The sequence below is a fragment of the Acinetobacter sp. YH12076 genome, from assembly GCF_013419525.1.
Lineage (GTDB): Bacteria > Pseudomonadota > Gammaproteobacteria > Pseudomonadales > Moraxellaceae > Acinetobacter > Acinetobacter amyesii.
Map to the genome: position 1 here is coordinate 1 of NZ_VOZY01000019.1, position 22774 is coordinate 22774.

Here is a 22774-nt window from a genome sequence, read left to right on the forward strand (position 1 = left end):
CGCGACTCATGAGTGCTCGGTTATATGCGGGCCAATTGGTTGTGCGGTAGATTTTGTGTGTAGGCTTCTTCATTTGAAAATTATATCGCTGAAAAAGCCTTTACAGATAGGTTTGTGCAACAAAGCCATTTAAATGTAAAATCTAAATACCTAGGATCATTGAAAGAAAATTTAAAAAAAACAGATATTAATGGTCTTTTTATATTTCAAGCATCGCCGGATAGAATGATAGAGATATTGGCAAAACCTCCTAATCAGAAGGATTACACATCATTTAAATTAATTAATTCTTCAATAAGCTCATCAGAAAAGAACCCTATTATAATTAACTTACCTAAAACAATTGAAGAATATCAAAGAACAAGCAATGTAAGTCCTAGTAAAGGAATAGTTAGTACATTATTTAAAGTATTGGATAGTAATGGGAAAGCAATGGTTAATTTCCCCATTCAGTCAAGACCAAAAGGTAAGGGGAGTTCCCCAGATAAATACACCAATGACCAAGGTATTGTTGAGGTATTATCATCACCAAATAGAGATATTGAAGTTTTAGTACTTACTTCTAATGATCAATTTGAGCTTAAGTTTTCTGGAAATTCGGGGGCTGGAAAAGAACAACCTATATTAATTAAACTTAATGAGCCATATAATAATTTTAAAGGTTTCACCCTAATAAAGGTATTAGATAAATCAGGTCAGCGTTATGCGGTTCAAGATGTTGATGTTGAAATGATTTTTGATAATGTTAACAAGAAAAATTTTAAAGTTAAAAACGGACAGTTGAAATTAACAAATTGGGTTGGTCAAAAAATTAAATTGACTATATTTAAACCCGATGGAAAACCTTTAGATTCAGTAGATTTTATGGTTAGAAGAGTAAAAGAAGAATTTATTGATTTACAATTAGATGTAGATGTTTTAAATGGAAAAACAGCCCAAAATGATCCAATTACGCCACAGCGGATAGAAGATACCTCTGCGGGAGAGATAATTTCATTAAGCTTTTTCAAAGAAGTTTATGGAACAAAAAAATTGTTTTGGCATAAAACAATGAATGGAAGACCAACTCAAAACTCGACTCCAGAACAATTTTTACCCGCTTTAAATAAGGGATTGTTGAAGTATAAAATGACAGATAAGCTTATATTATGTCATTTTCTTGCTCAAATTTATCATGAGTGTGATCATTTTAATACCTTGATTGAATATGCAAGTGGAAAGGATTATGACATTGGAAATTTTCCTCCAGAAGTATGTAATGCTCCTAAGAGTAGATCATGTAGAAGGCGTAAACAAATTTTAGCAGAAGGAAATACGACTCCAGGTGATGGACCCAAATATAAAGGTAAAGGTTTAATTCAATTAACGTGGAAAAGTGCATATCTTAAATATAAAAAATATTCAGGGATCGATGTGGTAAGTGATCCAGACTTATTATGCAATGATCTTTTTCATGCTGTGGAAAGTGCAGTATGGGCATTTAATGAGTTTAAAAATGCGGATAGTTTAGTTCGTAATGGTTATATTGATTTTACAAAAACATACTCAGATTCATATCATTTAGGTGTAGTAGAGCAGGTAAGCAAAAGGATTAATGGTGGTACAAATGGCCTTGCTGAAAGAAAAAGCTTATTTTTGAAAATATTAAGAGAGGTTGAAAAGCGAAATGGGTTCAAATAATTTTTTTATTTTTCTATTTATATTGGTTTATTCCACATTTGCATGTGCCGATAATAAGCTGGTTAAAGAAAATAATAATATTTTTTTTAAACAGGGCAATGCTAAAATTTTTCTATTTACTGATGAGAATTACTGTTTTGATAAAGATGCTTTTTCAATTGAAAATTTAACTAATGATAATAAAAGATATTTATTTGTAAATCACACTGATGATTGTAACTCTGGGGGTAAATATGAAATATTCGATATATCAGAAAATAAAGCAAAAAAATTCTATCTAAGCCCTCTATATGATCCAGAATTTGATATTAATGAATATAAAATTATTGAAAGGTTTAATGATGGAGCTGTTGGGTATACTCGAATATATGTTTTGAAAAATGGTAAATATCTCCTGTCAGAAGAATTGAAAACACTAGATAGCGATCTTAATTTAAGTAAGGTTTATTCAGGTGGGTTGTTTAAAATGTATTTAAAAAACAATTCAAATCAAGTAGTGAAAAATTTAGAAATAAGCGCAAATAAAGCATATTTTTTTAATAATGAATTAAAGAAAACAAAATCATATATTATTCGTGGTGATAAAGTAAAAATAGATGGCTTGATTGAGAATAATAACCTGATTTATATTAATGTTGAATTTAAGGGGTTGGGTAAAATAACAAAAGGCTATATAAAATTATCAGATGTTTTGTAATAATCTTTAACAATTTATTTGGGCTTCATTTATTCAATATAGAAATATTGTTAAGGACTTGGAAAATCCAACATTGTTAAATAAAGCCGACTCTCGTCGGCTTTATTTATTTAACCTTCTAAAACTTCTTCCAACAGCTCTTCACTTGGTGCAAAGTAATACGCTCCGTCCATTGGCGTAACAAAGTGAAGTAAGCGGTCATGAATGCCGTCACCACTGGTGCCAAACATACGAACCAACATACTGTCGATAATGCTGAGATCTTTGGTATAGGCAATAAAGAACAAACCTTGGTCACCGCGGCCATCGCCATAAGGCAATGAATGACGCAAAATTGCAAGTTCTTCACCCTCACCATCTTCAACAACGGTACGTGATACATGTGAGTTTTCAGGTTGTTCGTCTTCATCCAACTCAATTGACTCAAGTTTGGTGCGCCCAATTACATGTTCCTGAGCATCTACCTTTAACTTTTTCCATTTATCTAAGTTGTGTGCATATCGCTGCGCAAACACAAAAGAACCATCTGCAAAAATGCCTGCTTCTTCAGAAAGTAAAGCTGTTTCAGCGCGGTCATCTGGAAATTGAGGGTTTTCAGTACCATCAATAAAGCCAGTTAAGTCACGGCCATCGAAATTGCGGAAGCAAACACGCTCATCTAAAACCTCAACTTTATCTTGAATGCCATCAAAGAAAGCTTGGCTTAAAGCAAAGCAAATATCTGTACGCTGTGCTGCAATGTGAATCAGTACATCTGCTGGGGCTACAGGCATGTTAAATGAACCTTGAATTGGATCAAGTTGTTTAAAGCCTGCTGGAGATTGAATATAAAGTTGTGCCCAAAGTTCAGGTCCAAAAGCTACAGCTGTTTTAATCTGTGCATTAGGATGTTGGGTAATTAGACGATCACGAGTGCTAAATAAGTCTTCAAGTTGTTCTTTTAATTCGCTAATCGTTAAATCTTTTAAACGTAAAACAATAAAACGAGCATGATCTGAGGGTAATGGCAAAATTACAGATTGAGCAGACATTCATGGCTCCTAAAAATTATAATTTCTGAGTGGCTGTGTATATTGTGCCTTAAGCAGCGCTGAGAGTGTAGTCTTCATTTGGCCTTTTAGCGTGCATTATTGTCATGAAAATAGAGTAAATGTCATATAATACAGACCCATTTCAAACTTGAGCTAATGATGTCCTATCAAATCTGGATTGCATATATGTTGGCATGTTGGGTAATTAGTGTTTCCCCAGGTGCAGGTGCAATTGCGTCTATGTCGAGTGGTTTGAATTATGGGTTTAAGCATGGGTATTGGAATGCAGTCGGCCTGCAATTGGCACTTTTGGTTCAGATCGCCATTGTTGCAGCTGGGGCAGGGGTCTTATTTGCGACGACACCATGGGCTTTTCTGATCGTGAAATGGTTTGGAGTGGTCTATTTATTGTATTTGGCTTATTTACAGTGGACAGCGCCAATTGAGTCAATTGAAATCCAACAAAATTTACCAAATAAATCACGTTCAAAATTAATTTTACATGGCTTTTTGGTCAATATGAGCAATCCTAAAGCGATTGTATTTTTGTTGGCAGTTTTGCCGCAGTTTTTAGATTTATCCAAACCCCAATGGATTCAATATGTCATCATGGCTGCAACGATGATTAGCATCGATCTGATTGTCATGGCGGGGTATACCGGTCTCGCTGCAAAAGTACTGCGATTATTAAAATCACCCAAACAACAAAAATATTTGAATCGAACCTTTGCGGTATTATTTGCTTGTGCGGCGAGCTTATTGAGTTTGGTGCATCAATAAATCCAGTTAGATGATTCTGAGCATCGTATTTGACGTGCAAAAAAAGCCATGCAACTGCATGGCTTTTTTATTTTGATATGTCGCGAATTGAACAATGAACTGTGCTACTCAAGCGACTTTCTTAAATTTTTGTAGAATAAAAATTAGGGCAAAGAGCAGAGCCATAGTTAATACAATGGTCAGTCCTGTAGAGGTGTTTAAACCAGCACTCGACCATAACCCCACAGTCACACCGACTTGGGCAATGATGAAAGACCACAGCACCATTTGCTTCGGTGAATTCGCCAATAAACGAGCGGTTAATGCAGGAATCACTAACAATGCACCCATCAGCAATGAGCCGACAGCACGTAAAGCCAGTACAGTAAATAATGCCAGTAATAACATAAAAATCAGACGTTGCCATTTGGCACTGACACCTTCACTGACCGCAATATCGGGGTCAATGGCAATCTGAATTTGAGATTGCCAACTTTTATACAGCACGGTCAGTGCCACAATGATCACCACTGCAAAGACAGGCAAATCTGACCAAGAAATGGTGAGTAAATCACCAAATAAATAGCTGAGTAATTCAGGTCTTAAGCTGGGCAAATGTTGTATGAAGAGTAAGCCAGAGCACAGGAGTGTTGCTGAACATAGCGCGAGCAAGGCGTCATTGGGCAAGCGAGGGTCGTGTAACACCCATAAGATTGCAACCAATAAGAGCGCAATCAATGTAACGCCTGTCCAAAGCGGTAGACTCATTGCACCGGCAATGGCGACACCGAGTAAAGTGCCATGTGCCATGGTATCCGCAAAAAAAGACATGCGACGCCATAGCATTAAACAGCCGAGGGGTGCAGTCAGGAACACCAGCAAAGTGCCCATGATCCATGCTGGCAAAAGGAGTTGTAGCCATTCCATCATGGATTATGCTTCCGGTTCAGGGTGAATATGGGGACGAGAGTCATGCTGGCAAGGCGTTGCACTATCGCCATGCGCACAGTGATCGTGATGGTGTTGATAGAACACACGATTTGTTCCAAAGATCGCTTGATATTCAGGATGTTGCTGCACATTTTCAGGCAAGCCACTGCAACAAATATGTTTGTTCAGGCAAACCACACGGTGCGTGCCTTGCATGACCCACTGTAAGTCATGAGAAACCATCAAAACTGCACAGCCATATTTTTCAGGCAAGCTACGCACGTAGTCATACAGTTCCGCTTCAGACTGGATATCCAGACCTTGCATGGGTTCATCTAGAACCAATACATTCGGTTGACGCAATAAAGCTCGTGCAATCAGAACGCGTTGACGTTCGCCGCCCGATAATTGCTGAACTTTAGATTGTTGTAACTTGGCAATGCCTGTATCACGAATAATTTCTTGCTTAATGCTGGCATCACATTTTTCTAGGGCCAATAAATCACACACACGTAGCGGTAAGCTGTGTGATGGATTAAATTTTTGTGGCACATATGAAAATTTTAATTTTTGTGTGCTGATCACTTTGCCAGATACAGGTTTTACAATACCCAACAACACTTTGATGAGCGTGGATTTGCCTGCACCATTGGGACCAATCAATGTGACAATTTCTTTTTCGTGTAAGGCGAAATCCACATTTTTTAAAATGTCACGTTCATCGATTCGGACATGAACATGCTCTAAAGCCACAATGGGCTTTACATTTAGTGTTTGCTGCGGCACTGCTGACAGATCCCTGAAATTTCAATAATACTGTGATGTGCAGTAAAGCCATCGGATGCAGACAATTCATCGAGTTGCGCCATCAAGCCTTGAGCAGATGCTTCTTTGACTAATTTACAATCGGTGCAAATCAGAAATGCAGCTTGATGTCCTTCGCGCGGATGGCAACACGGGATGTACGCATTAATCGAAGTCAGACGGTGAATCAAACCTTTTTCAAGCAGAAAATCCAGCGTACGGTACACTGTCGGTGGAGCTGCAGGTCGGTCAGACTCACTTTTGATTTTAGCCAAAAGGTCATAAGCGCCCATTGGTCCTGTTGCATTTAAGATCAGTTCTAATACTTCTTTACGCAAGGGCGTAAGCCGAGCACCCGTCGCACTACAGAGACTCTCAGCTTCAGCAAGGCGCTGTTCGACATTATGATGATCGTGTACACCATGCAAAGCATTATGATGTTCGTGTGAACATGCGCTCATAGCCAACCTCGAGTACGAAAGTGTATAAAGAAAAAAGACTTTAAATCTTAACATGAAGCGTAAGGACTTACGAACAGACGTAGGTTTTTTTACGATTTTGTTATATTATAACACTATTCATTTTATGGTGCTCTCTCCCCATGTCCCGTGTAATTCTTTTTTGTAGTTTGGCTTTATTTAGTGTGATGAGCTGGGCGCAAGGCCTCGTTGTTTCTACACAACCGATTTATCTAATCGCAAAGGATGTACTCAAGGGTGTAGAGCAGCCAAAACTATTGCTTGACCATCAATCTGGCCATGATGTGAGTTTGACGCCTGCGCACCGTAAAACCGTGCAAGATGCCAATCTCGTTTTATGGTTAGGCCATGCACACGAAGCACCTTTAGCAAAAATGTTAGGTGAAAGTGGCAAAAGTATCGCTATTTTAGACTCAGGCATTATCAGTGCTTTGCCATTACGGGATGTCCGTGGCAATGCATTAAAAGGCACAATCGATACACATGTCTGGCTTGAACCAAACAATGCGGTTCGAATCGGCTTTTTTATTGCTGCTTTACGTTCACAACAGTTTCCAGAACATCGTGAAAAATATTGGGCTAATGCGCGTGCATTTGCGCAGAAACTCTTGATCACAGCCCAAAAAACAGATGTGTCGAGCCGTGCTCAGCCTTACTGGTCTTACCACGATGCCTATCAATATCTTGAGCGCTCACTGAATTTGAAATTTACCGGTGCGTTAACAGATGATCCACATGTCGCACCGACATTGGCACAAATCAAATACCTGAAAGACCATCGTGCACAGCCAAAAGTATGCTTACTTGCAGAAGCACATGCCAGCCAAAATCAGTATCAAAAGCTCGGTGGCATCGTCTTTCAGCCGGTGGACGAAACCATGAGTGGGGCAGGGGATTTTGTAACAGCATGGAAGATGTTGGCTGATAAAACCCTTAAGTGCACACTAAATGCGCGAAAGTAATGTAAAAAACAAACAACTATTGATTAGTTTGAAAGCAGTTTACCAATTTAAAAAAACACGACTAAGGTCGGGAAAAGATTGCAAGTTAAGGGGTGTAACTCTATAATGCCTGCGATTAAAAATAATCATCAGTTAAACTTGTCAAGCAGAATTGCTGTGAGTGAACAAAAATGAGTCGAACTAGTCGCATGATTGATCGACGATTAGCGAAAGCTTTAGTCATCTTACAAGCAGTAATGATTCCTGTTTCAGCCCTGGTTGGTTGGGTCCTTAAAGACACAATCACAGCATATAGTGCAGCTTTGGGTGCGTTGGTATGCTGGCTAGCAAGTAGCTACTTTTCATGGCAGTCGTTTCGTGCGGCTGGTGCCCGTGCCTCTAAACAGGTGCTGTCAAACATGTATCGTGGCTTAATGGGCAAGTTTGCAATCGTGATTGTTGGATTCATTTTGATTTTGATCAATGTCAAACCGTTGTCAGCGGTGGCATTGTTTTGTGGTTTTATGCTCGTACAAAGTATGTCGTGGGTCGCTCCTTTTTGGGCAACACGCTTAAAAAAACGAGTATAAGCACAACAAAAAATTGAAAAGTTTTTTGGAGAGTAACGAGATATCAGGCAGCACGCGATATTCGTTTTCTCTATTAGTTTTGACATTGACCAGGTGTGATTTATGGCTGCTGAAGAACATGCCCTTACTTCGACCGAGTACATTCAGCATCACTTGACTAACATGACCTATGGCAAAATGCCAGATGGTACTTGGAAGTTAGCTGAGACTGCTAAAGAAGCTCAAGAGATGGGGTTCACTGCTATTCACTTGGATTCAATGGGTTGGTCTATCGGCCTTGGTATTGTTTTCTGTTTGTTGTTCTGGGTTGTAGCGAAAGCTGCAAACTCTGGTGTTCCGACCAAGTTCCAGTCTGCAATCGAAATGATTATCGAGTTCGTTGACTCAAGTGTCCGTGACACTTTCCATGGCAAATCGCGCTTAATCGCGCCGTTAGCGTTGACCATCTTCGTGTGGATTTTCCTCATGAACTTGATGGACTTGATCCCTGTTGACTGGATTCCTTATACAGCTCAATTGATCGGTGCTAACGTGTTTGGTATGGATCCTCACCACGTTTACTTCAAAATCGTTCCATCTACTGATCCTAACATTACCCTTGGTATGGCATTGTCAGTATTTGCGTTAACTATTTTCTATAGTATCCGTGAGAAAGGTCTTGTCGGATTCGGTGCAGAATTTGCACTTAACCCATTTAACCCAAGTAACCCAGTTTTAAAAGCATTACTTATTCCAGTAAACATTATTCTTGAATTAGTAACTTTTATTGCACGTCCAATCTCATTGGCTCTACGACTGTTCGGTAACATGTATGCGGGTGAGTTGATCTTCATCTTGATCGCATTATTGCCGTTCTGGATCCAGTGGGCGTTGTCTGTGCCTTGGGCGATCTTCCATATTCTTGTTATTACGTTACAAGCATTCATTTTCATGATGTTGACTATCGTATATATGAGTATGGCTAGCGAAAAGCATTAATGGTATTGCTCAACTGTCAAAGGGTGGTTGGGCACACAATTTTTTAACTTAATTTGGTATAAACCTAACCTCTGAGGAATTATCATGGAACTCACTTTAGGTCTAGTTGCAATTGCATCTGCTATCTTGATCGCTTTTGGTGCTTTAGGTACTGCGATTGGTTTTGGTCTTCTAGGCGGCCGTTTCTTAGAAGCTGTTGCTCGTCAACCAGAATTGGCTCCACAACTTCAAACTCGTATGTTCTTAATCGCGGGTCTTCTTGATGCTGTGCCTATGATCGGTGTTGGTATTGGCTTGTTCTTCATCTTCGCTAATCCATTTGTAGGTTAATCAGCTTAATTCCTAAATTAAACTATTGAGGAATAGCAATGAATATCAACCTCACATTGATTGGCCAAGCGATTGCTTTTGCGATTTTTGTCGCATTCTGCATGAAATTTGTTTGGCCACCACTAATCAATGCGATTAGTGAGCGTCAGCGTAAAATCGCTGATGGCTTAAACGCTGCTGAAAAAGCGAAAGCTGACCTTGCGGATGCGCAAGCACAAGTGAAAGCTGAATTAGATGCGGCTAAAGCACAAGCGGCTCAATTGATCGAACAAGCGAACCGTCGTGGTGCGCAATTGGTAGAAGAAGCGCGTACTCAAGCTGCGGCTGAAGGTGAGCGTATTCGTCAACAAGCTAAAGAAGCTGTTGATACTGAAATCAATGCTGCTCGCGAAGAATTACGTCAACAAGTTGCTGCTCTTGCAGTTACTGGCGCAGAAAAAATTCTGAACCAGCAAGTTGACGCAGAAGCTCACAATGCCATGCTGACTCAGCTGGCTGCTAAACTTTAAGAGAGGCGGATTATGGCTGAACTCTTGACGTTGGCACGCCCATACGCTAAAGCAGCATTTGCTTACGCTTCTGAGCAAAATGCAACTGACGCTTGGTCAAATGCATTAAACTTGCTCAGTGCTGCGGTGCAAGACGAAGCATTTTCAGCTTATCTAAATCGCCCTGAGCTTACTCCTGCTGAGCAGGTAAGTGTTTTCGCAAAAGTTTTAGGTGAAGACCAGACTGCAGCAGTGTCAAACTTTTTGACATTGCTTGCTGATAATGACCGTCTGGCACTTCTTCCTGAAATTTCAGAAGAATACGAACAGCTCAAATCACAGAATAACAATACTGTGGATGTAGTGATTGAATCTGCATTCCCATTGACTTCTGTACAAGAACAATTACTTGCGCATGCATTAGAGAAAAAATTCGAAGCTGCTGTAAATGTTTCTGTCGAAGTTAACCCAGCGTTAATCGCGGGTGTAGTTATTCGTGCAGGCGACCAAGTGATAGATGATTCTGCGCTTAACAAGCTTGAAAAAATGCGGACTCGTCTTCTTGCTTAACAGCTTGAAGACTGAACTTTAAAAAGATTGAGGTATAGCGCAATGCAACAACTGAATCCATCCGAGATCAGTGCGCTCATTAAACAGCGTATCGGCGATCTGGACACCAGCGCGACCGCTAAGAACGAAGGGACCATTGTTATGGTTTCCGACGGTATTGTGCGCATTCACGGCCTTGCTGATGCAATGTACGGTGAAATGATCGAATTCGACGGCGGCTTATTTGGTATGGCACTGAACCTAGAACAGGATTCAGTGGGTGCCGTTGTCTTAGGTAACTACTTAAGCCTTCAAGAAGGTCAAAAAGCTCGTTGCACAGGTCGTGTATTAGAAGTTCCGGTTGGTCCAGAACTTTTAGGCCGTGTAGTAGATGCTTTGGGTAACCCAATTGATGGTAAAGGCCCTATTGACGCAAAACTTACTGATGCTGTTGAAAAAGTAGCACCAGGCGTAATTTGGCGTCAATCAGTGGATCAACCTGTACAAACTGGTTATAAATCAGTAGATACAATGATCCCTGTTGGTCGTGGTCAACGTGAGTTGATCATCGGTGACCGTCAAACTGGTAAAACAGCTATGGCGATCGATGCGATCATCGCTCAGAAAAACTCTGGCATTAAATGTATATACGTAGCAATTGGTCAAAAACAATCGACTATCGCTAACGTTGTGCGCAAGCTAGAAGAAACTGGCGCTATGGCGTACACAACTGTTGTAGCAGCTGCTGCAGCTGATCCTGCAGCGATGCAGTATCTTGCTCCGTATGCTGGTTGTACAATGGGTGAGTACTTCCGTGACCGCGGTGAAGACGCGCTTATCATTTATGATGACTTGTCTAAACAAGCTGTTGCTTACCGTCAAATTTCATTGCTTCTACGTCGTCCACCAGGTCGTGAAGCATATCCTGGTGACGTATTCTATCTACACTCACGTTTACTTGAACGTGCTTCACGTGTATCTGCTGACTACGTTGAGAAATTCACTAATGGTGAAGTTAAAGGCCAAACTGGTTCATTAACTGCATTACCGATTATTGAAACTCAAGCCGGTGACGTATCTGCATTCGTACCTACAAACGTAATTTCGATTACTGACGGTCAGATCTTCTTAGAAACATCATTATTCAACGCAGGTATTCGTCCTGCTGTGAACGCGGGTATCTCTGTATCACGTGTTGGTGGTTCTGCTCAGACTAAGATCATCAAAAAATTGTCAGGTGGTATCCGTACCGCTCTTGCGCAATACCGTGAATTAGCTGCGTTTGCTCAGTTCGCTTCTGATCTTGACGAAGCAACTCGTAAACAGCTTGAACATGGTCAACGTGTAACTGAGCTTATGAAGCAAAAACAATATGCTCCGTACTCAATTGCTGACCAAGCTGTTTCAATTTATGCATCTAACGAAGGCTATATGGCTGACGTAGAAGTGAAGAAAATCGTTGCATTTGATGCTGCGTTGATCTCTTACTTCCGTTCAGAACATGCTGCGTTAATGCAAAAAATTGACGAGACTGGTGCTTACGATAAAGAAATCGAAGCAGCAATCAAAGCAGGTATTGAAAGCTTTAAAGCGACTCAAACTTACTAAGATTCAACGATGTTGAATCTGGTTCTGGTTTGGTTCACGGATCAACCTTCGAAAGCTCGAAAGGGCTTTCGAATACTAGGTTAAGCGTATGGCAAATTTAAAAGAAATTCGCGCCAAAGTAGCTAGTATCAAAAGCACGCAGAAAATTACTCGCGCGATGCAGATGGTAGCAGCTTCTAAGATGCGTCGTGCGCAAGAGCGCATGGCTCAAGGCCGTCCGTATGCCGAAAATATGCACCGTGTAATTGCTCATTTGGTACAAGCGAACCCTGAATACAAACACCGTTATATGGTTGAACGTCCTGTAAAGCGCGTTGGCTATATCATTGTTTCTTCAGATCGCGGCCTTGCTGGTGGTTTGAACATTAACTTGTTCAAAAAAGTGGTCAAACACGTACAACAGCAACAAGAGCAGTCAATTGAAGTTCAATTTGCTTTAATTGGTCAAAAAGCGGTTTCGTTTTTTAAAAACTACGGCGGTAAAGTTCTTGGTGCAACTACAAACGTAGGTGATGCTCCGAGTCTTGAACAGTTAACTGGTTCTGTACAGGTGATGTTAGACGCGTTTGATAAAGGCGAGTTAGATCGTATTTATCTAGTGTCAAACGGCTTTGTCAACGCCATGACTCAAAACCAAAAAATCGAACAGCTTGTTCCTTTAGCAGCTGCTGAGGAAAGCGAAGGCCTAAATCGTCAATACGGTTGGGACTATATCTATGAACCAGAAGCTGAAGAGCTTCTAAATGGTTTATTGGTTCGTTACATTGAGTCTATGGTTTATCAAGGTGTGATTGAAAACATCGCATGTGAACAGTCTGCTCGTATGGTTGCAATGAAAGCTGCAACTGATAACGCGGGTGAATTGATCAAGAGCCTACAACTTATTTATAACAAGCTGCGTCAAGCCGCGATTACTCAGGAAATCTCTGAGATCGTTGGTGGTGCCGCTGCCGTTTAACATTATTAGTTTGAATTGAGGAGACAGCAATGAGTAGCGGTCGTATCATTCAGATCATCGGCGCGGTTATCGACGTCGAGTTTGAACGTAACAGCGTTCCTAAGATCTATGACGCTCTCCATGTTGATGGTACTGAAACTACATTAGAAGTTCAGCAGCAACTTGGTGATGGCGTAGTTCGTACTATTGCAATGGGTTCTACTGAAGGCCTTAAGCGTGGTCTTACTGTAACTAACACTGGCGCGCCTATCTCTGTACCTGTAGGTACTGCATGTTTAGGTCGTATCATGGACGTTCTTGGTCGCCCTATCGACGAAGCTGGTCCTGTTGGTACTGAAGCTCGTTTACCAATTCACCGTCAAGCGCCTTCTTATGCAGAACAAGCGGCTTCTACTGACCTTTTAGAAACTGGTATTAAAGTCATTGACTTACTTTGCCCGTTCGCAAAAGGTGGTAAAGTTGGTCTGTTCGGTGGTGCCGGTGTTGGTAAAACTGTAAACATGATGGAGTTGATCAACAACATCGCGAAAGCTCACTCAGGTTTATCTGTGTTTGCTGGTGTTGGTGAACGTACTCGTGAAGGTAATGACTTCTATCACGAAATGAAAGACTCAAACGTTCTAGACAAAGTAGCAATGGTCTACGGTCAGATGAATGAGCCACCAGGTAACCGTTTACGTGTAGCGTTGACTGGTTTGACTATGGCTGAGTACTTCCGTGACGAAAAAGACGAAAACGGTAAAGGCCGTGACGTTCTATTGTTCGTTGACAACATCTATCGTTATACACTAGCGGGTACTGAAGTATCAGCACTTCTAGGTCGTATGCCATCTGCAGTAGGTTACCAACCGACTCTTGCAGAAGAGATGGGTGTTCTTCAAGAACGTATTACGTCTACTAAGTCTGGTTCTATTACGTCAATCCAAGCGGTATACGTACCTGCCGATGACTTAACAGATCCATCGCCTGCGACTACCTTCGCTCACTTGGACGCGACTGTTGTATTGAGCCGTGACATCGCATCTTCTGGTATTTACCCAGCGATCGATCCACTTGACTCTACTTCACGTCAGTTAGATCCACTTGTAGTGGGTACTGAGCATTACGAAATCGCTCGTTCAGTTCAAAACGTTCTTCAACGTTACAAAGAATTGAAAGACATTATCGCAATTCTTGGTATGGACGAATTGGCAGAAGAAGACAAACTTACTGTATACCGTGCACGTAAGATCCAACGTTTCTTCTCTCAACCGTTCCACGTAGCTGAAGTGTTTACTGGTGCTCCTGGTAAACTTGTACCGCTTAAAGAAACAATTCGTGGCTTTAAAGGTCTTCTAGCTGGTGAATACGACCACATTCCAGAACAAGCGTTCTACATGGTTGGTGGTATTGATGAAGTTATTGCTAAAGCTGAGAAACTTTAATTAGTTCCCTAATTTAGGAGATTCTCATGGCGACTATGCAATGTGACGTTGTAAGTGTTAAAGAGTCTTTGTACTCTGGCGCTGTAACTATGCTAATTGCTAAAGGTGCTGGTGGTGAGTTAGGTATTATGCCTGGCCATGCGCCACTAGTAACTTTGCTCAAGCCGGGCGCAATCCGCGTTCTGCTTGAAAATGGTACAGAAGAATTAATCTATGTATCAGGTGGTGTACTAGAAGTTCAACCGCACGTTGTTACTGTACTTGCAGATACTGCAGTACGTGCTGACAACCTTGATGAAGCAGCAATTATTGAAGCTCGTAAACAAGCTGAACAATTGTTAGCAAATCAAAAGAGCGACTTGGACTCTGCTGCTGCTTTGGCTGCTCTTGCAGAAACTGCTGCTCAGTTGGAAACCATCCGCAAAATCAAAAACCGCGCTCAATAAGACGCAGTTTGAGATTGAAAGAGCCACCCGAAAGGGTGGTTTTTTTATGGCTGAATAATAAATAAATTTGATTATATTTTGATTAATTGTTATTTTTCATATGCTTAATAATATATCAATGGAATTAATGATGTCTAATAAAATCTTTTTCACATTACTATTATCTTTGGGATTTGTTGGGTGTGCATCCGTACCTAAAGCAGATCAAAATGCTTCAACAGCAGTAAAACAATTTAATGCCCCACAAGAAGGCAATGCAGGAATTTATGTATATCGTTCAGCTTCTGTGAAAGGCGCTGCCTTAAAGAAAGATGTATGGGTAGATGGGGAATGTTTAGGTGAAACCTCTCGTGGAGTATTTTTTTATAAAGAAGTAATGGGTAATCAAAAACATACAATATCGACTGAATCAGAATTTTCACCTAACCATTTGGATATTGAAACTGAAGCAGGTAAACAATATTTTGTTCAGCAATTTATTAAAATGGGCGCATTTGTAGGTGGGGCAAATTTAAAACTGGTTGATGAGCAAACAGGCAAAAAGGCCGTAAGCGAATATGCATTTGCACAAGGTGGTAATTGCAGCAAAGCCACCATCGCATTGAAATAAAGGTTCATATGTAGATAAAAAACTACTCGAAAGGGTGGTTTTTTTATCCCTAAATTCTTTGAAATTGATCAATCTAAAGTTGAATATATTTTATTCAATACAATCTTTATGGTGATTAAATTCAATCAGCTAGCATTGCACCATGAACCTTATCGCCTATGAGCCGCATTTTTGGGAACTTTATCAAGACTTTGATCAATATTATTTGAGCATTGCGGTTGATCTAAGTTCTGTCGTGTCATGTTGGGATGTTGAACTCTCCCATGAAGAAGTCCAGCAATATGAACACCGTGGGCGCGTGAGTATTCAAGAACTGGCAAAATCGATGGTCGCTGCTGCCTATAAAGGTGATTTTGCTTCATTAGAAAGTCGTTTAGTGAAACCATATGAGCGTCAGGCCATGCAATCAGCTTTTAAAAAATGGCAAGATAGCCAAAAAGCAGGTTAATGGTTGTTATTCATGCATGGGTAAAATTGAAAATTCGCCGTGACTGATAATTTTAATTTTAAAAATTTGATCAAAGCCTTCATCCTGTGATGGAACTTGAAGCTTGCGATAAGTTGCACGCACGCCAACTTCTGGAATATGGGCTTTGCCTTCACGAAAACTGTTACGCTTTAAGGTGCTGTCCAAATCGGTTTCAAAATAATAAGCAATCACTTCAAACCCTGCATCTACTGCGCGTTTTATATAGCGAGCACGAGCTTCCTGATCTGGGTTGGTATTGTCAATCACCATTTTGGTTTTGGATGCCAAACCTGCTTCAAAGATCATATTTTCCTGATGTCGGGTTTTCAACATATCCAAATTAATACGTAAATGGCTATGATATAAATTCAACATGTAAAAGGTTGATTTGCCAGAGGCTTGAACGCCTGTAAAAATAATCAGCTGCATAGTATTTGCAATGAAAGCACGGAATGAATAGTAGAGTATTAAATCAGCAACCTAGTTTTGCTACAATCTCTGCAAAATAAATAAGAACAAGTTGCAAAGGTCCGTATGCACAAATTTTTCAACAGTTTATCACTGTGTCTTTGTTATAGTTTGCTCGTTGCATGTCAAAGCCAATACGTCACGACACCCAATCTTCCCACTGAAGCTGCACTTGTCGCTGAATCGGTTGATAATGGCATCAGTACGGAGCTTAAAATCCCATATATGACCGCCTTTCGAAATCTGCGACAAGCCTATAATCACTGTGTTGCGTTTACCGCGAACAATCGATACGTCTATACCGATAATCGTTTAGAAGAGCATTTGGAGCAGGGGACATTGATGGCACGAACTGAGCATGGGGCGTATTTGCATAAAATGTTGGTCGAAAGTTTAGATCCACAGACGACACGTATTACCTTATTTTTGCCGAAGCAATATACCTTTGCCCAAGCACGTTTTAAACAAGATGTTCAGCGCGCACTTGGACAAGATAAAAACTGTAATACTTTTGAATTTGCTCAATCCAACTAATTGAACTTTAAGACGCTTGTGAGCTTTCCTGCTCTGGGTGCTCTACACGTTTACCGCCTTCATAACTGGCAAATCGAGCCTGATCACGTTTGAAGACCGGTGCGGGTGTTGGCCAAGGCCAATCTCCAAAATGGGTTTCACGATAGCGTTTAAAAGCTGCATCGAGTTCTTCCGTGGTATTGAGCACAAATGGACCGCGCATCGCCACGGGTTCATTAATCGGTTCACCTTCTAACCACAGAATCCGTGCTTCTAATCCACCTGCTTTGAGATGGACGTCGGCATCTGATTGGAGTTCAACCAAATGCTTCATCTGAATGGTTTGACCTTCTATTTCTAATGTATTGCCTTGATAGAAATAAGCAAAACGGTTGGAGCTACTTGTTGTTGCGGGAATCACCAACTCTGCACCTGCTTGCATGGTGATTAAATAAATGTTGACCTTATTTTCTGCGGCAGCCGCCCATGAGTGTGGCGGTCGGGAAATAGCATCAGTGGATTTGAACTGCCCTGAAATCACGCGAATATCCGATTTTTTTCCTTCATTATCCGTTTCAAAGACGTGAGGAATCTCTTCACGCCAAAACATTTTATAGTCAGCATCATGGGTTTTCTGTTCAGCTGATGAATTAAACCAAATTTGGAAAAGTTCAAAAGGATTGGCTTTATCTTCATGCAGTAGGGGGAACATTTCACAGTGTTCAACGCCATTGCCTGTAGACAGCCATTGCACATCACCCGCAGCATAGCGTCCGCCATTGCCTAATGAGTCAAAGTGATCGACATAGCCTTGTTCAACCAAGGTAATGGTTTCAAAGCCAGTGTGTGGATGCTCTGGGAAACCTGGAACCACATCGCCATAGTACATATTGAATTCATCTTTCTCTGCGGCTGTTTTTGGCCCCATGTCTGCATTTGCAGCAGGAAAATGATCGATATGATGAGCAGTAAATAAGAAAGGATCTTTTAAATCTAAACGAAAGGTAATGGGTGTAATGTTATAAATCAAAGCGTTTGACATAACTGTTCCATCATTGGCTTTATTATTAAGCATTAATCTAAAAGGAAAAACAGTCGTGTTCTATAGCGGAACTGTAAGAAAAAAAGCGTTAGCTCAAGGTCTAACGCTTTTTTGATTGAAAACAGATGGAATGCAATGGAAATGCTAGATTTCGCTATTTATTCAGTTTCAGTGGGTGCAGTAGATGAGCTTTTGCCTGCTTGATCTTGGATCAACATACCTGCCAATTTCAGCATTTCCGCTTGGATACTGCCCATTTGATTTTGGATTTTCTGAAAATCAAATTTGCTTAAATCGACTTGTCCATTGAGAAAAGGTGAGGCCAATACTTGCTGATTTGCTGCCTGTAGATTGCTGCGAATATCATTAATCTCAGTGCTTTTTAGATTTAAATCATTCAAAGCTTGATTGAAACCTTTGAGCTGCTGTTGCAGCTGGGTTGCCGCTTTTTGCAATTGGAGATGATCTTGGTTGCTGACTGCGGCTTCTAAATCGACCTGCGTTTGTTTGAGTTGTTCAACATAATTGCCGGCTTTAAGTTGCATATCCGCAACATCGCGAACGATATAAAACATATTGCCGCTTTTTAATTGGCTTTGATCTGTCGCCTGACTTTGTGTCGCAGATTGATCTTCGTTTGTTGATGTTGTTGCAGGGCGATCATTTTCTGCTGCGATTTCTTGTTCCTGTTGCGGTGCTGTGGCAGGTTCACAGCCAATCAGTACCAAGACACCACTAAAAATGGCAAAAGGGAGAAGGGCATTCTGCACAAGCTTTTTCATTCAATCATCACTATGTGTTAAGTCTCTGCTTTGAATATAGGGGGAAAATGTGGATAAAAAATAGATTGTTGCAAAGCAATAACAAAATAATCGCTCGAACAAAAAAGAGGGCATTTGCCCTCTTTTGATGTTTTGATGGGTTTAACCTGCAATGATTTTGATCATGGCGTGGCTGACGGCATTCATTAAAATGTAGTCGCCATTCACTTTAATCCATTGTTGGTTTTTGCCTGATTTAGACATTTTTTTATATTTGTTGTGGACACCTTTGTAGCGATGACAACGGTATTCAGAAGGTACTTTTTGTCCAGAACGCCAATCATGTGAAGGATTTACAGCTTTCTTCTTGTTCTGGCTTTGGTTTTTTACCCGTGTGTATTGTTTAGTGTGCTGTTGGGTTTTCGTCTTTTGAGGATTTTGCCGTGCATCTATTGTTAGCGCAGATACACGTGCTGTCAAAAAATACATAAAACGATAGCTTTCATTAATGTATTCATAAGTTCACCTGTTTACTGCTGGATATGAATTGATAAGACTCATCATAATGAGTATTTACAGGGAAACTTTGAACAATGTGTATGTAAAATATTAAAATAATGAATAAATTATTTAAATTGTCATAATATGATAATTAATAGCTATTATTGTGATAATTTAAAATGATCAATCTCAGTTAAAATCACAACAATCTTAACTGAGATATTGAGATATTGAGATATTGTCGAATTATTTGGCTAATTCAGCGTTAATGGCATCGACAATACGTGCGTCATCTGCCTTGATGTCAGGTGCAAATCGAGCCACAACTTCGCCTTGTTTATTCACGAGGAATTTTTCAAAGTTCCAGAGCACTTCAGGCTTTGGATTTGGTGTTAAACCGTATTCAACTAAATCATCCCACCATGGGCCTTCACCAATGCGTTCAGGAATGGCTTGGGTTAAGGTTTGATAAAGTGGGTGTTTATCCGCGCCTGCCACAGAAATTTTTGCAAAAAGTGGGAAATCAACCTTGTAGTTGATCGAGCAAAATTCTTGAATTTCAGCTTCAGAACCAGGTTCTTGTTCTAAAAAGTTATTGGCAGGAAAACCTAAGACTTCAAAACCTTGTGATTTCTTCTCTGTATAGAGTTTTTCTAGGCCTTCATATTGCGGTGTTAGACCACATTTAGAGGCTACATTGACCAATAATAAAACCTTGCCTTGGTATTGATTGAGTGTGGTGTCATCACCTTGGATCGTTTTTACTGGGATATCGTAAACTGAAGCTGACATATTCGTTCCTAATTGAAGTTGTGCCTTTCATTCTTGTTTTAAAGGGAAATCTGGTGAACAGCAAGCTTTTATCGATAGGCTTTTCGCATAATTTTTGTAGTAGTTTGCAGAATTCGAGCTGATGCTTGCTTGAGTGCTTGACGTTTAACTAGTGGCGCGGTGTTGGTTTGGGGTTTTTCCTGTATAGCGTTTAAAAAACTCAATAAAGCTTGAGCTGTGTTGATACCCTAATTCATAGCTGAGAGCTTTAATAGACTGACCAGCGCGGAGTTGTTGAATGGCATAAATAATTTTTGCACGGTTTCGCCATTCAGAAAGGCTCATTTGCAGTTCGTTCTGACTCAGCCGCAATAACTGACGCTCACTCAAACCGACATTGGATAAGCATCGCTGTAGGCTCAAACTAAAATGATCTACATCTGCAAGCTGCGCCAAGATCGGCTTTAACACTGCATCATGGCTTTGCGGTAAATAATGTTGATGTTTGGGCGCTGCTTTTAACTGGTCGAATAAGACCTGTAGTAGGTGTCGATAGGGTGGTGTGGTATGTTGCTCTGTAGGAAAGGCCAAAATTTTTTGCACCAACAAACGAAAGAAAGGCTGGATGCTAAATACTTCCGTCTGCTTGGGGAAATTTATGCAGAGATCAGGTGCTAGTCGGATTGCCACATAATGAATGGGTTGTTCATCAATCGCGACTGAGCAATGTTCTGTCTGTGGGGGAATCCACACCCCATAACTGGCAGGTGAGAGATGATGTTGCCCTTGTATCTCATATTCGAAAATACCATCGAGACAAAAATTAAAATCACCCCAAAGACAACTGTGCGGATAGACAGCATCTAATGTGGTGTAGTGTGCTTCAAAAAGCTCGATTTGTTGTTCAATCGGTGCTGATGTCATATAAGCCTAAGTGTCGATGTCTGAACTACAATATAAATGTCTGAAATCATGTATTTCAATTAAAACAGACATCACTCAAAATACCTAGACCAATCTTTGCACGATATATTGAGGAGTCAGACATGTTGCTTCAAGCGCGTTGGGCGAAATTTGCAATTTGTTTGCCTCTGATCGCAGTATTTATATGGTCGTTAAATATTACCGTCACCCGCTATGTAACTGATTATATTTCACCGGTCAGTATCAGTTTTTATCGATGGTTTATTGCATTTTTGATCTTAACCCCCTTTATGCTGAAAACCGTTTGGCAGCAAAGACAGCTGATCAAGCAGCATTGGCAGCAATTGGCTGTGCTGAGTGCTTTTGGCATGGTGTTATATCAAGGTTTGGGCTATACCGCTGCGCATTATACGACGGCGACCAATATGGGCATCATCAATGCCTTTATCCCTGTTTTTACGATTGCCGTTGCATTTTTCATACTTAAAGATGTACCCAACCGCTATGCCATCTTAGGCTGTGCGATTTCATTTACGGGGCTATTGTTTGTCATTGCGCAAGGCGATTTCAGTCAATTACTGAATATGGGCGGACATTTCGGCGATATCCTCATGATCTTCGCAGTGTTCTTTTATGCCTTTTATGGGGTGTTTTTAAAAAAATGGCAATTGAAACTTCCGCTACTGTTGAGCTTATATGTACAAATTTTCTTTGCCGTTTTATATCACTTGCCATTCGTGTTGTATTTAGGCATTGACGCGATTAATCCTACAAATGCACCAAGTGTATTTTATGCGGCAATTTTTCCATCATTGATTGCACCGTTGGTATGGATGTTGGCTGTGCAACATCTCGGGCCGAATCGCACCAGTATTTTTATGAATTTGATGCCGGTATTTACCGCGATTATTGCCTATTTCTGGTTGGCTGAGCAGTGGATGTTTTATCATACCGTCGGCACAGTGATGGCGATTACTGGGGTGATCTTGGCGCAGCGTAAGTAAATCTAGTAAAAAGTTGAAAATTTACGAGAAGTGCTGATTAAAAAACAAGCAAACAAACTTATTTTTTATAGAGCAAATCTTTTGAAAATGGATTTTTGAGTGTAAAACTGAATTAAAAAAACAAATTCTCGTCTTAAAAATCAATCAAAAATAGATACATATTTTGACTAAGTAGTTATAAAATCAGAAATAAAGTGCTTATCAGTAGTTTTATTTATATAAAAAATATATTTGTTAAATTTAAAAAAATATTACATAATACTTTCATCGTAAATGAGGAAGTAATTCTTAATAATTACTTGATATTTACCCAGAGATTGCAAGACCCTCTGGATGTGATTTTATACACATCCTTTTTTATGCTCAGCCATCCCTATATGGCTGAGCTTTTTTTTGTTTGTATTTTCTAAAAAGCAGGTATAGACAGGCATCCGAGCTTATGCGCGGATGATTTCACCTGTTTCAGCATCAATAATTTTGCTTGGTTCTTGGCTTAGGCCGAGATCACCATTTAAGTAATTTAGTTCATTGGCAAAATACTGATTGGCTTCTTGTAAGGAACGTGCAGGGGTTAATCCAGCAGGATTGGCACTAGTAGACACAATAAAGCCATTAAAAGCTTGGCATAAAGCCACACATAAAGAGTGGGTAGTCACACGGACTGCGACTTTTGGATGATTGCCTTTAATCCATGTTGGAATATGGTCGCCAGCCGGTAATAACCATGTAGTTGCACGTTCATTGGGTTTACGGTTGGTCCATGTCGCAATGACCTGCTGACGCATATCTTCTGTTAAGCCTTGGAGCAGGTGTTCAACTTGAGCGACATTGGCCGCCAATAAAATCACACCTTTTTCAATGGGACGTTGTTTTAAGCGCAAAATTTCGAGAAAGGCTTGCTCATTGTAGGGATCACAGCCCAATCCCCAAACAGCCTCTGTAGGATATGCGAGAACCTGACCTTTTTTAAGACAGGAAGCTGCTTCTGCAACAGAGGTGGTAATCATTTCTATAGACCT

28 protein-coding genes are annotated in these 22774 nt (G+C 40.4%); 17 read left to right on the forward strand and 11 right to left on the reverse strand.

From position 1 onward, the window contains the following. Nucleotides 1-114: 114 nt before the first annotated feature. Both FTU22_RS14790 and FTU22_RS14795 read left to right on the forward strand, forming a co-directional pair. On the forward strand, nucleotides 115-1680 hold the full coding sequence (locus tag FTU22_RS14790) for a glycoside hydrolase family 19 protein (RefSeq protein ID WP_373886272.1): 1566 nt from the start codon (nucleotides 115-117) through the stop codon (nucleotides 1678-1680). Continuing rightward, entirely contained in the window at nucleotides 1667-2377 is a 711-nt protein-coding gene (locus tag FTU22_RS14795) for a hypothetical protein (protein ID WP_168378810.1), read from the forward strand. The genes FTU22_RS14790 and FTU22_RS14795 overlap by 14 nt, the downstream gene beginning before the upstream one ends. Before the next feature lie 110 nt (nucleotides 2378-2487). Here FTU22_RS14795 and FTU22_RS14800 read toward each other — a convergent pair whose 3' ends face one another. Then, a complete protein-coding gene (locus FTU22_RS14800) occupies nucleotides 2488-3408 on the reverse strand; it encodes a Dyp-type peroxidase (protein ID WP_180095213.1) in 921 nt (306 codons plus the stop codon). Between the two features lie 159 nt (nucleotides 3409-3567). Here FTU22_RS14800 and FTU22_RS14805 point away from each other — a divergent pair, with 159 nt between their 5' ends. Next, on the forward strand, nucleotides 3568-4188 hold the full coding sequence (locus FTU22_RS14805) for a LysE family transporter (protein ID WP_180095215.1): 621 nt from the start codon (nucleotides 3568-3570) through the stop codon (nucleotides 4186-4188). Nucleotides 4189-4296: 108 nt separating this feature from the next. Here FTU22_RS14805 and znuB read toward each other — a convergent pair whose 3' ends face one another. From znuB to FTU22_RS14820, 3 genes are read right to left on the reverse strand one after another with little or no spacing between them, the layout of a single operon-like run. After that, on the reverse strand, nucleotides 4297-5097 hold the full coding sequence (gene znuB, locus FTU22_RS14810) for a zinc ABC transporter permease subunit ZnuB (RefSeq protein ID WP_180089681.1): 801 nt from the start codon (nucleotides 5095-5097) through the stop codon (nucleotides 4297-4299). A 3-nt stretch (nucleotides 5098-5100) separates the two neighbouring features. Then, nucleotides 5101-5892 (reverse strand): zinc ABC transporter ATP-binding protein ZnuC, encoded by a 792-nt coding sequence (znuC, locus tag FTU22_RS14815; protein WP_180039825.1) that lies wholly within the window; start codon nucleotides 5890-5892, stop codon nucleotides 5101-5103. Then, complete coding sequence (locus FTU22_RS14820; RefSeq protein WP_168378806.1) at nucleotides 5865-6362, reverse strand: transcriptional repressor; 498 nt, start codon at nucleotides 6360-6362, stop codon at nucleotides 5865-5867. The genes znuC and FTU22_RS14820 overlap by 28 nt, the downstream gene beginning before the upstream one ends. Nucleotides 6363-6502: 140 nt before the next feature. On the opposite strand from FTU22_RS14820, the gene FTU22_RS14825 reads away from it, so the two are divergent. From FTU22_RS14825 to FTU22_RS14880, 12 genes are all read left to right on the forward strand, one after another. Beyond that, a complete protein-coding gene (locus tag FTU22_RS14825) occupies nucleotides 6503-7342 on the forward strand; it encodes a metal ABC transporter solute-binding protein, Zn/Mn family (RefSeq protein WP_180095217.1) in 840 nt (279 codons plus the stop codon). A 170-nt stretch (nucleotides 7343-7512) separates the two neighbouring features. Next, nucleotides 7513-7911 (forward strand): ATP synthase subunit I, encoded by a 399-nt coding sequence (locus tag FTU22_RS14830; protein ID WP_180095219.1) that lies wholly within the window; start codon nucleotides 7513-7515, stop codon nucleotides 7909-7911. 102 nt (nucleotides 7912-8013) lie between these two features. Further along, on the forward strand, nucleotides 8014-8889 hold the full coding sequence (atpB, locus tag FTU22_RS14835) for a F0F1 ATP synthase subunit A (protein WP_078194024.1): 876 nt from the start codon (nucleotides 8014-8016) through the stop codon (nucleotides 8887-8889). Nucleotides 8890-8973: 84 nt separating this feature from the next. Beyond that, a complete protein-coding gene (atpE, locus tag FTU22_RS14840; RefSeq protein WP_000424060.1) occupies nucleotides 8974-9219 on the forward strand; it encodes a F0F1 ATP synthase subunit C in 246 nt (81 codons plus the stop codon). 38 nt (nucleotides 9220-9257) lie between these two features. Next, nucleotides 9258-9728 carry a F0F1 ATP synthase subunit B gene (locus tag FTU22_RS14845; protein WP_078191477.1) on the forward strand — a complete coding sequence of 157 codons (471 nt, stop codon included), beginning with the start codon at nucleotides 9258-9260 and terminating at the stop codon, nucleotides 9726-9728. A gap of 12 nt (nucleotides 9729-9740) precedes the next feature. Further along, on the forward strand, nucleotides 9741-10277 hold the full coding sequence (locus FTU22_RS14850; RefSeq protein WP_078191476.1) for a F0F1 ATP synthase subunit delta: 537 nt from the start codon (nucleotides 9741-9743) through the stop codon (nucleotides 10275-10277). 42 nt (nucleotides 10278-10319) lie between these two features. Beyond that, nucleotides 10320-11864 carry a F0F1 ATP synthase subunit alpha gene (gene atpA, locus FTU22_RS14855; protein WP_078194023.1) on the forward strand — a complete coding sequence of 515 codons (1545 nt, stop codon included), beginning with the start codon at nucleotides 10320-10322 and terminating at the stop codon, nucleotides 11862-11864. A gap of 88 nt (nucleotides 11865-11952) precedes the next feature. Continuing rightward, nucleotides 11953-12822, forward strand: coding sequence for a F0F1 ATP synthase subunit gamma (atpG, locus tag FTU22_RS14860; RefSeq protein WP_078191474.1), 870 nt, complete (start codon nucleotides 11953-11955; stop codon nucleotides 12820-12822). A 29-nt stretch (nucleotides 12823-12851) separates the two neighbouring features. Continuing rightward, nucleotides 12852-14246, forward strand: coding sequence for a F0F1 ATP synthase subunit beta (atpD, locus tag FTU22_RS14865; RefSeq protein WP_078191473.1), 1395 nt, complete (start codon nucleotides 12852-12854; stop codon nucleotides 14244-14246). 26 nt (nucleotides 14247-14272) lie between these two features. After that, a complete protein-coding gene (locus FTU22_RS14870) occupies nucleotides 14273-14692 on the forward strand; it encodes a F0F1 ATP synthase subunit epsilon (protein ID WP_078194022.1) in 420 nt (139 codons plus the stop codon). A 130-nt stretch (nucleotides 14693-14822) separates the two neighbouring features. Beyond that, complete coding sequence (locus tag FTU22_RS14875) at nucleotides 14823-15302, forward strand: DUF2846 domain-containing protein (protein ID WP_180095254.1); 480 nt, start codon at nucleotides 14823-14825, stop codon at nucleotides 15300-15302. A 142-nt stretch (nucleotides 15303-15444) separates the two neighbouring features. Beyond that, nucleotides 15445-15750, forward strand: coding sequence for a hypothetical protein (locus tag FTU22_RS14880; protein ID WP_180079244.1), 306 nt, complete (start codon nucleotides 15445-15447; stop codon nucleotides 15748-15750). Nucleotides 15751-15756: 6 nt separating this feature from the next. Here FTU22_RS14880 and FTU22_RS14885 read toward each other — a convergent pair whose 3' ends face one another. Next, the gene (locus tag FTU22_RS14885; protein ID WP_180095221.1) at nucleotides 15757-16200 is read right to left on the reverse strand and encodes an AAA family ATPase; all 444 of its coding nucleotides are present in this window, start codon (nucleotides 16198-16200) and stop codon (nucleotides 15757-15759) included. A gap of 105 nt (nucleotides 16201-16305) precedes the next feature. On the opposite strand from FTU22_RS14885, the gene FTU22_RS14890 reads away from it, so the two are divergent. Further along, nucleotides 16306-16773, forward strand: a complete 468-nt coding sequence (locus tag FTU22_RS14890; RefSeq protein WP_180095223.1) for a hypothetical protein — start codon at nucleotides 16306-16308, stop codon at nucleotides 16771-16773. A gap of 7 nt (nucleotides 16774-16780) precedes the next feature. Here the strand turns inward: FTU22_RS14890 and FTU22_RS14895 are convergent, their stop codons facing one another. From FTU22_RS14895 to FTU22_RS14915, 5 genes are all read right to left on the reverse strand, one after another. Continuing rightward, on the reverse strand, nucleotides 16781-17794 hold the full coding sequence (locus tag FTU22_RS14895; protein ID WP_180095224.1) for a pirin family protein: 1014 nt from the start codon (nucleotides 17792-17794) through the stop codon (nucleotides 16781-16783). 158 nt (nucleotides 17795-17952) lie between these two features. Beyond that, nucleotides 17953-18576, reverse strand: coding sequence for a hypothetical protein (locus tag FTU22_RS14900; RefSeq protein ID WP_180095226.1), 624 nt, complete (start codon nucleotides 18574-18576; stop codon nucleotides 17953-17955). 141 nt (nucleotides 18577-18717) lie between these two features. Then, nucleotides 18718-19044 (reverse strand): RcnB family protein, encoded by a 327-nt coding sequence (locus FTU22_RS14905; RefSeq protein ID WP_257225951.1) that lies wholly within the window; start codon nucleotides 19042-19044, stop codon nucleotides 18718-18720. 258 nt (nucleotides 19045-19302) lie between these two features. Then, nucleotides 19303-19848: a glutathione peroxidase gene (locus FTU22_RS14910; RefSeq protein ID WP_111885877.1), complete on the reverse strand. Its 546-nt coding sequence runs from the start codon at nucleotides 19846-19848 to the stop codon at nucleotides 19303-19305. 144 nt (nucleotides 19849-19992) lie between these two features. Next, nucleotides 19993-20751, reverse strand: coding sequence for a helix-turn-helix transcriptional regulator (locus tag FTU22_RS14915; RefSeq protein ID WP_180095228.1), 759 nt, complete (start codon nucleotides 20749-20751; stop codon nucleotides 19993-19995). Nucleotides 20752-20873: 122 nt separating this feature from the next. Between FTU22_RS14915 and FTU22_RS14920 the strand changes: the two genes are divergently transcribed. Further along, nucleotides 20874-21755 carry a DMT family transporter gene (locus FTU22_RS14920; protein ID WP_180095230.1) on the forward strand — a complete coding sequence of 294 codons (882 nt, stop codon included), beginning with the start codon at nucleotides 20874-20876 and terminating at the stop codon, nucleotides 21753-21755. A 437-nt stretch (nucleotides 21756-22192) separates the two neighbouring features. Here the strand turns inward: FTU22_RS14920 and FTU22_RS14925 are convergent, their stop codons facing one another. Further along, on the reverse strand, nucleotides 22193-22762 hold the full coding sequence (locus FTU22_RS14925; protein WP_111885874.1) for an L-threonylcarbamoyladenylate synthase: 570 nt from the start codon (nucleotides 22760-22762) through the stop codon (nucleotides 22193-22195). Nucleotides 22763-22774 lie beyond the last annotated feature (12 nt).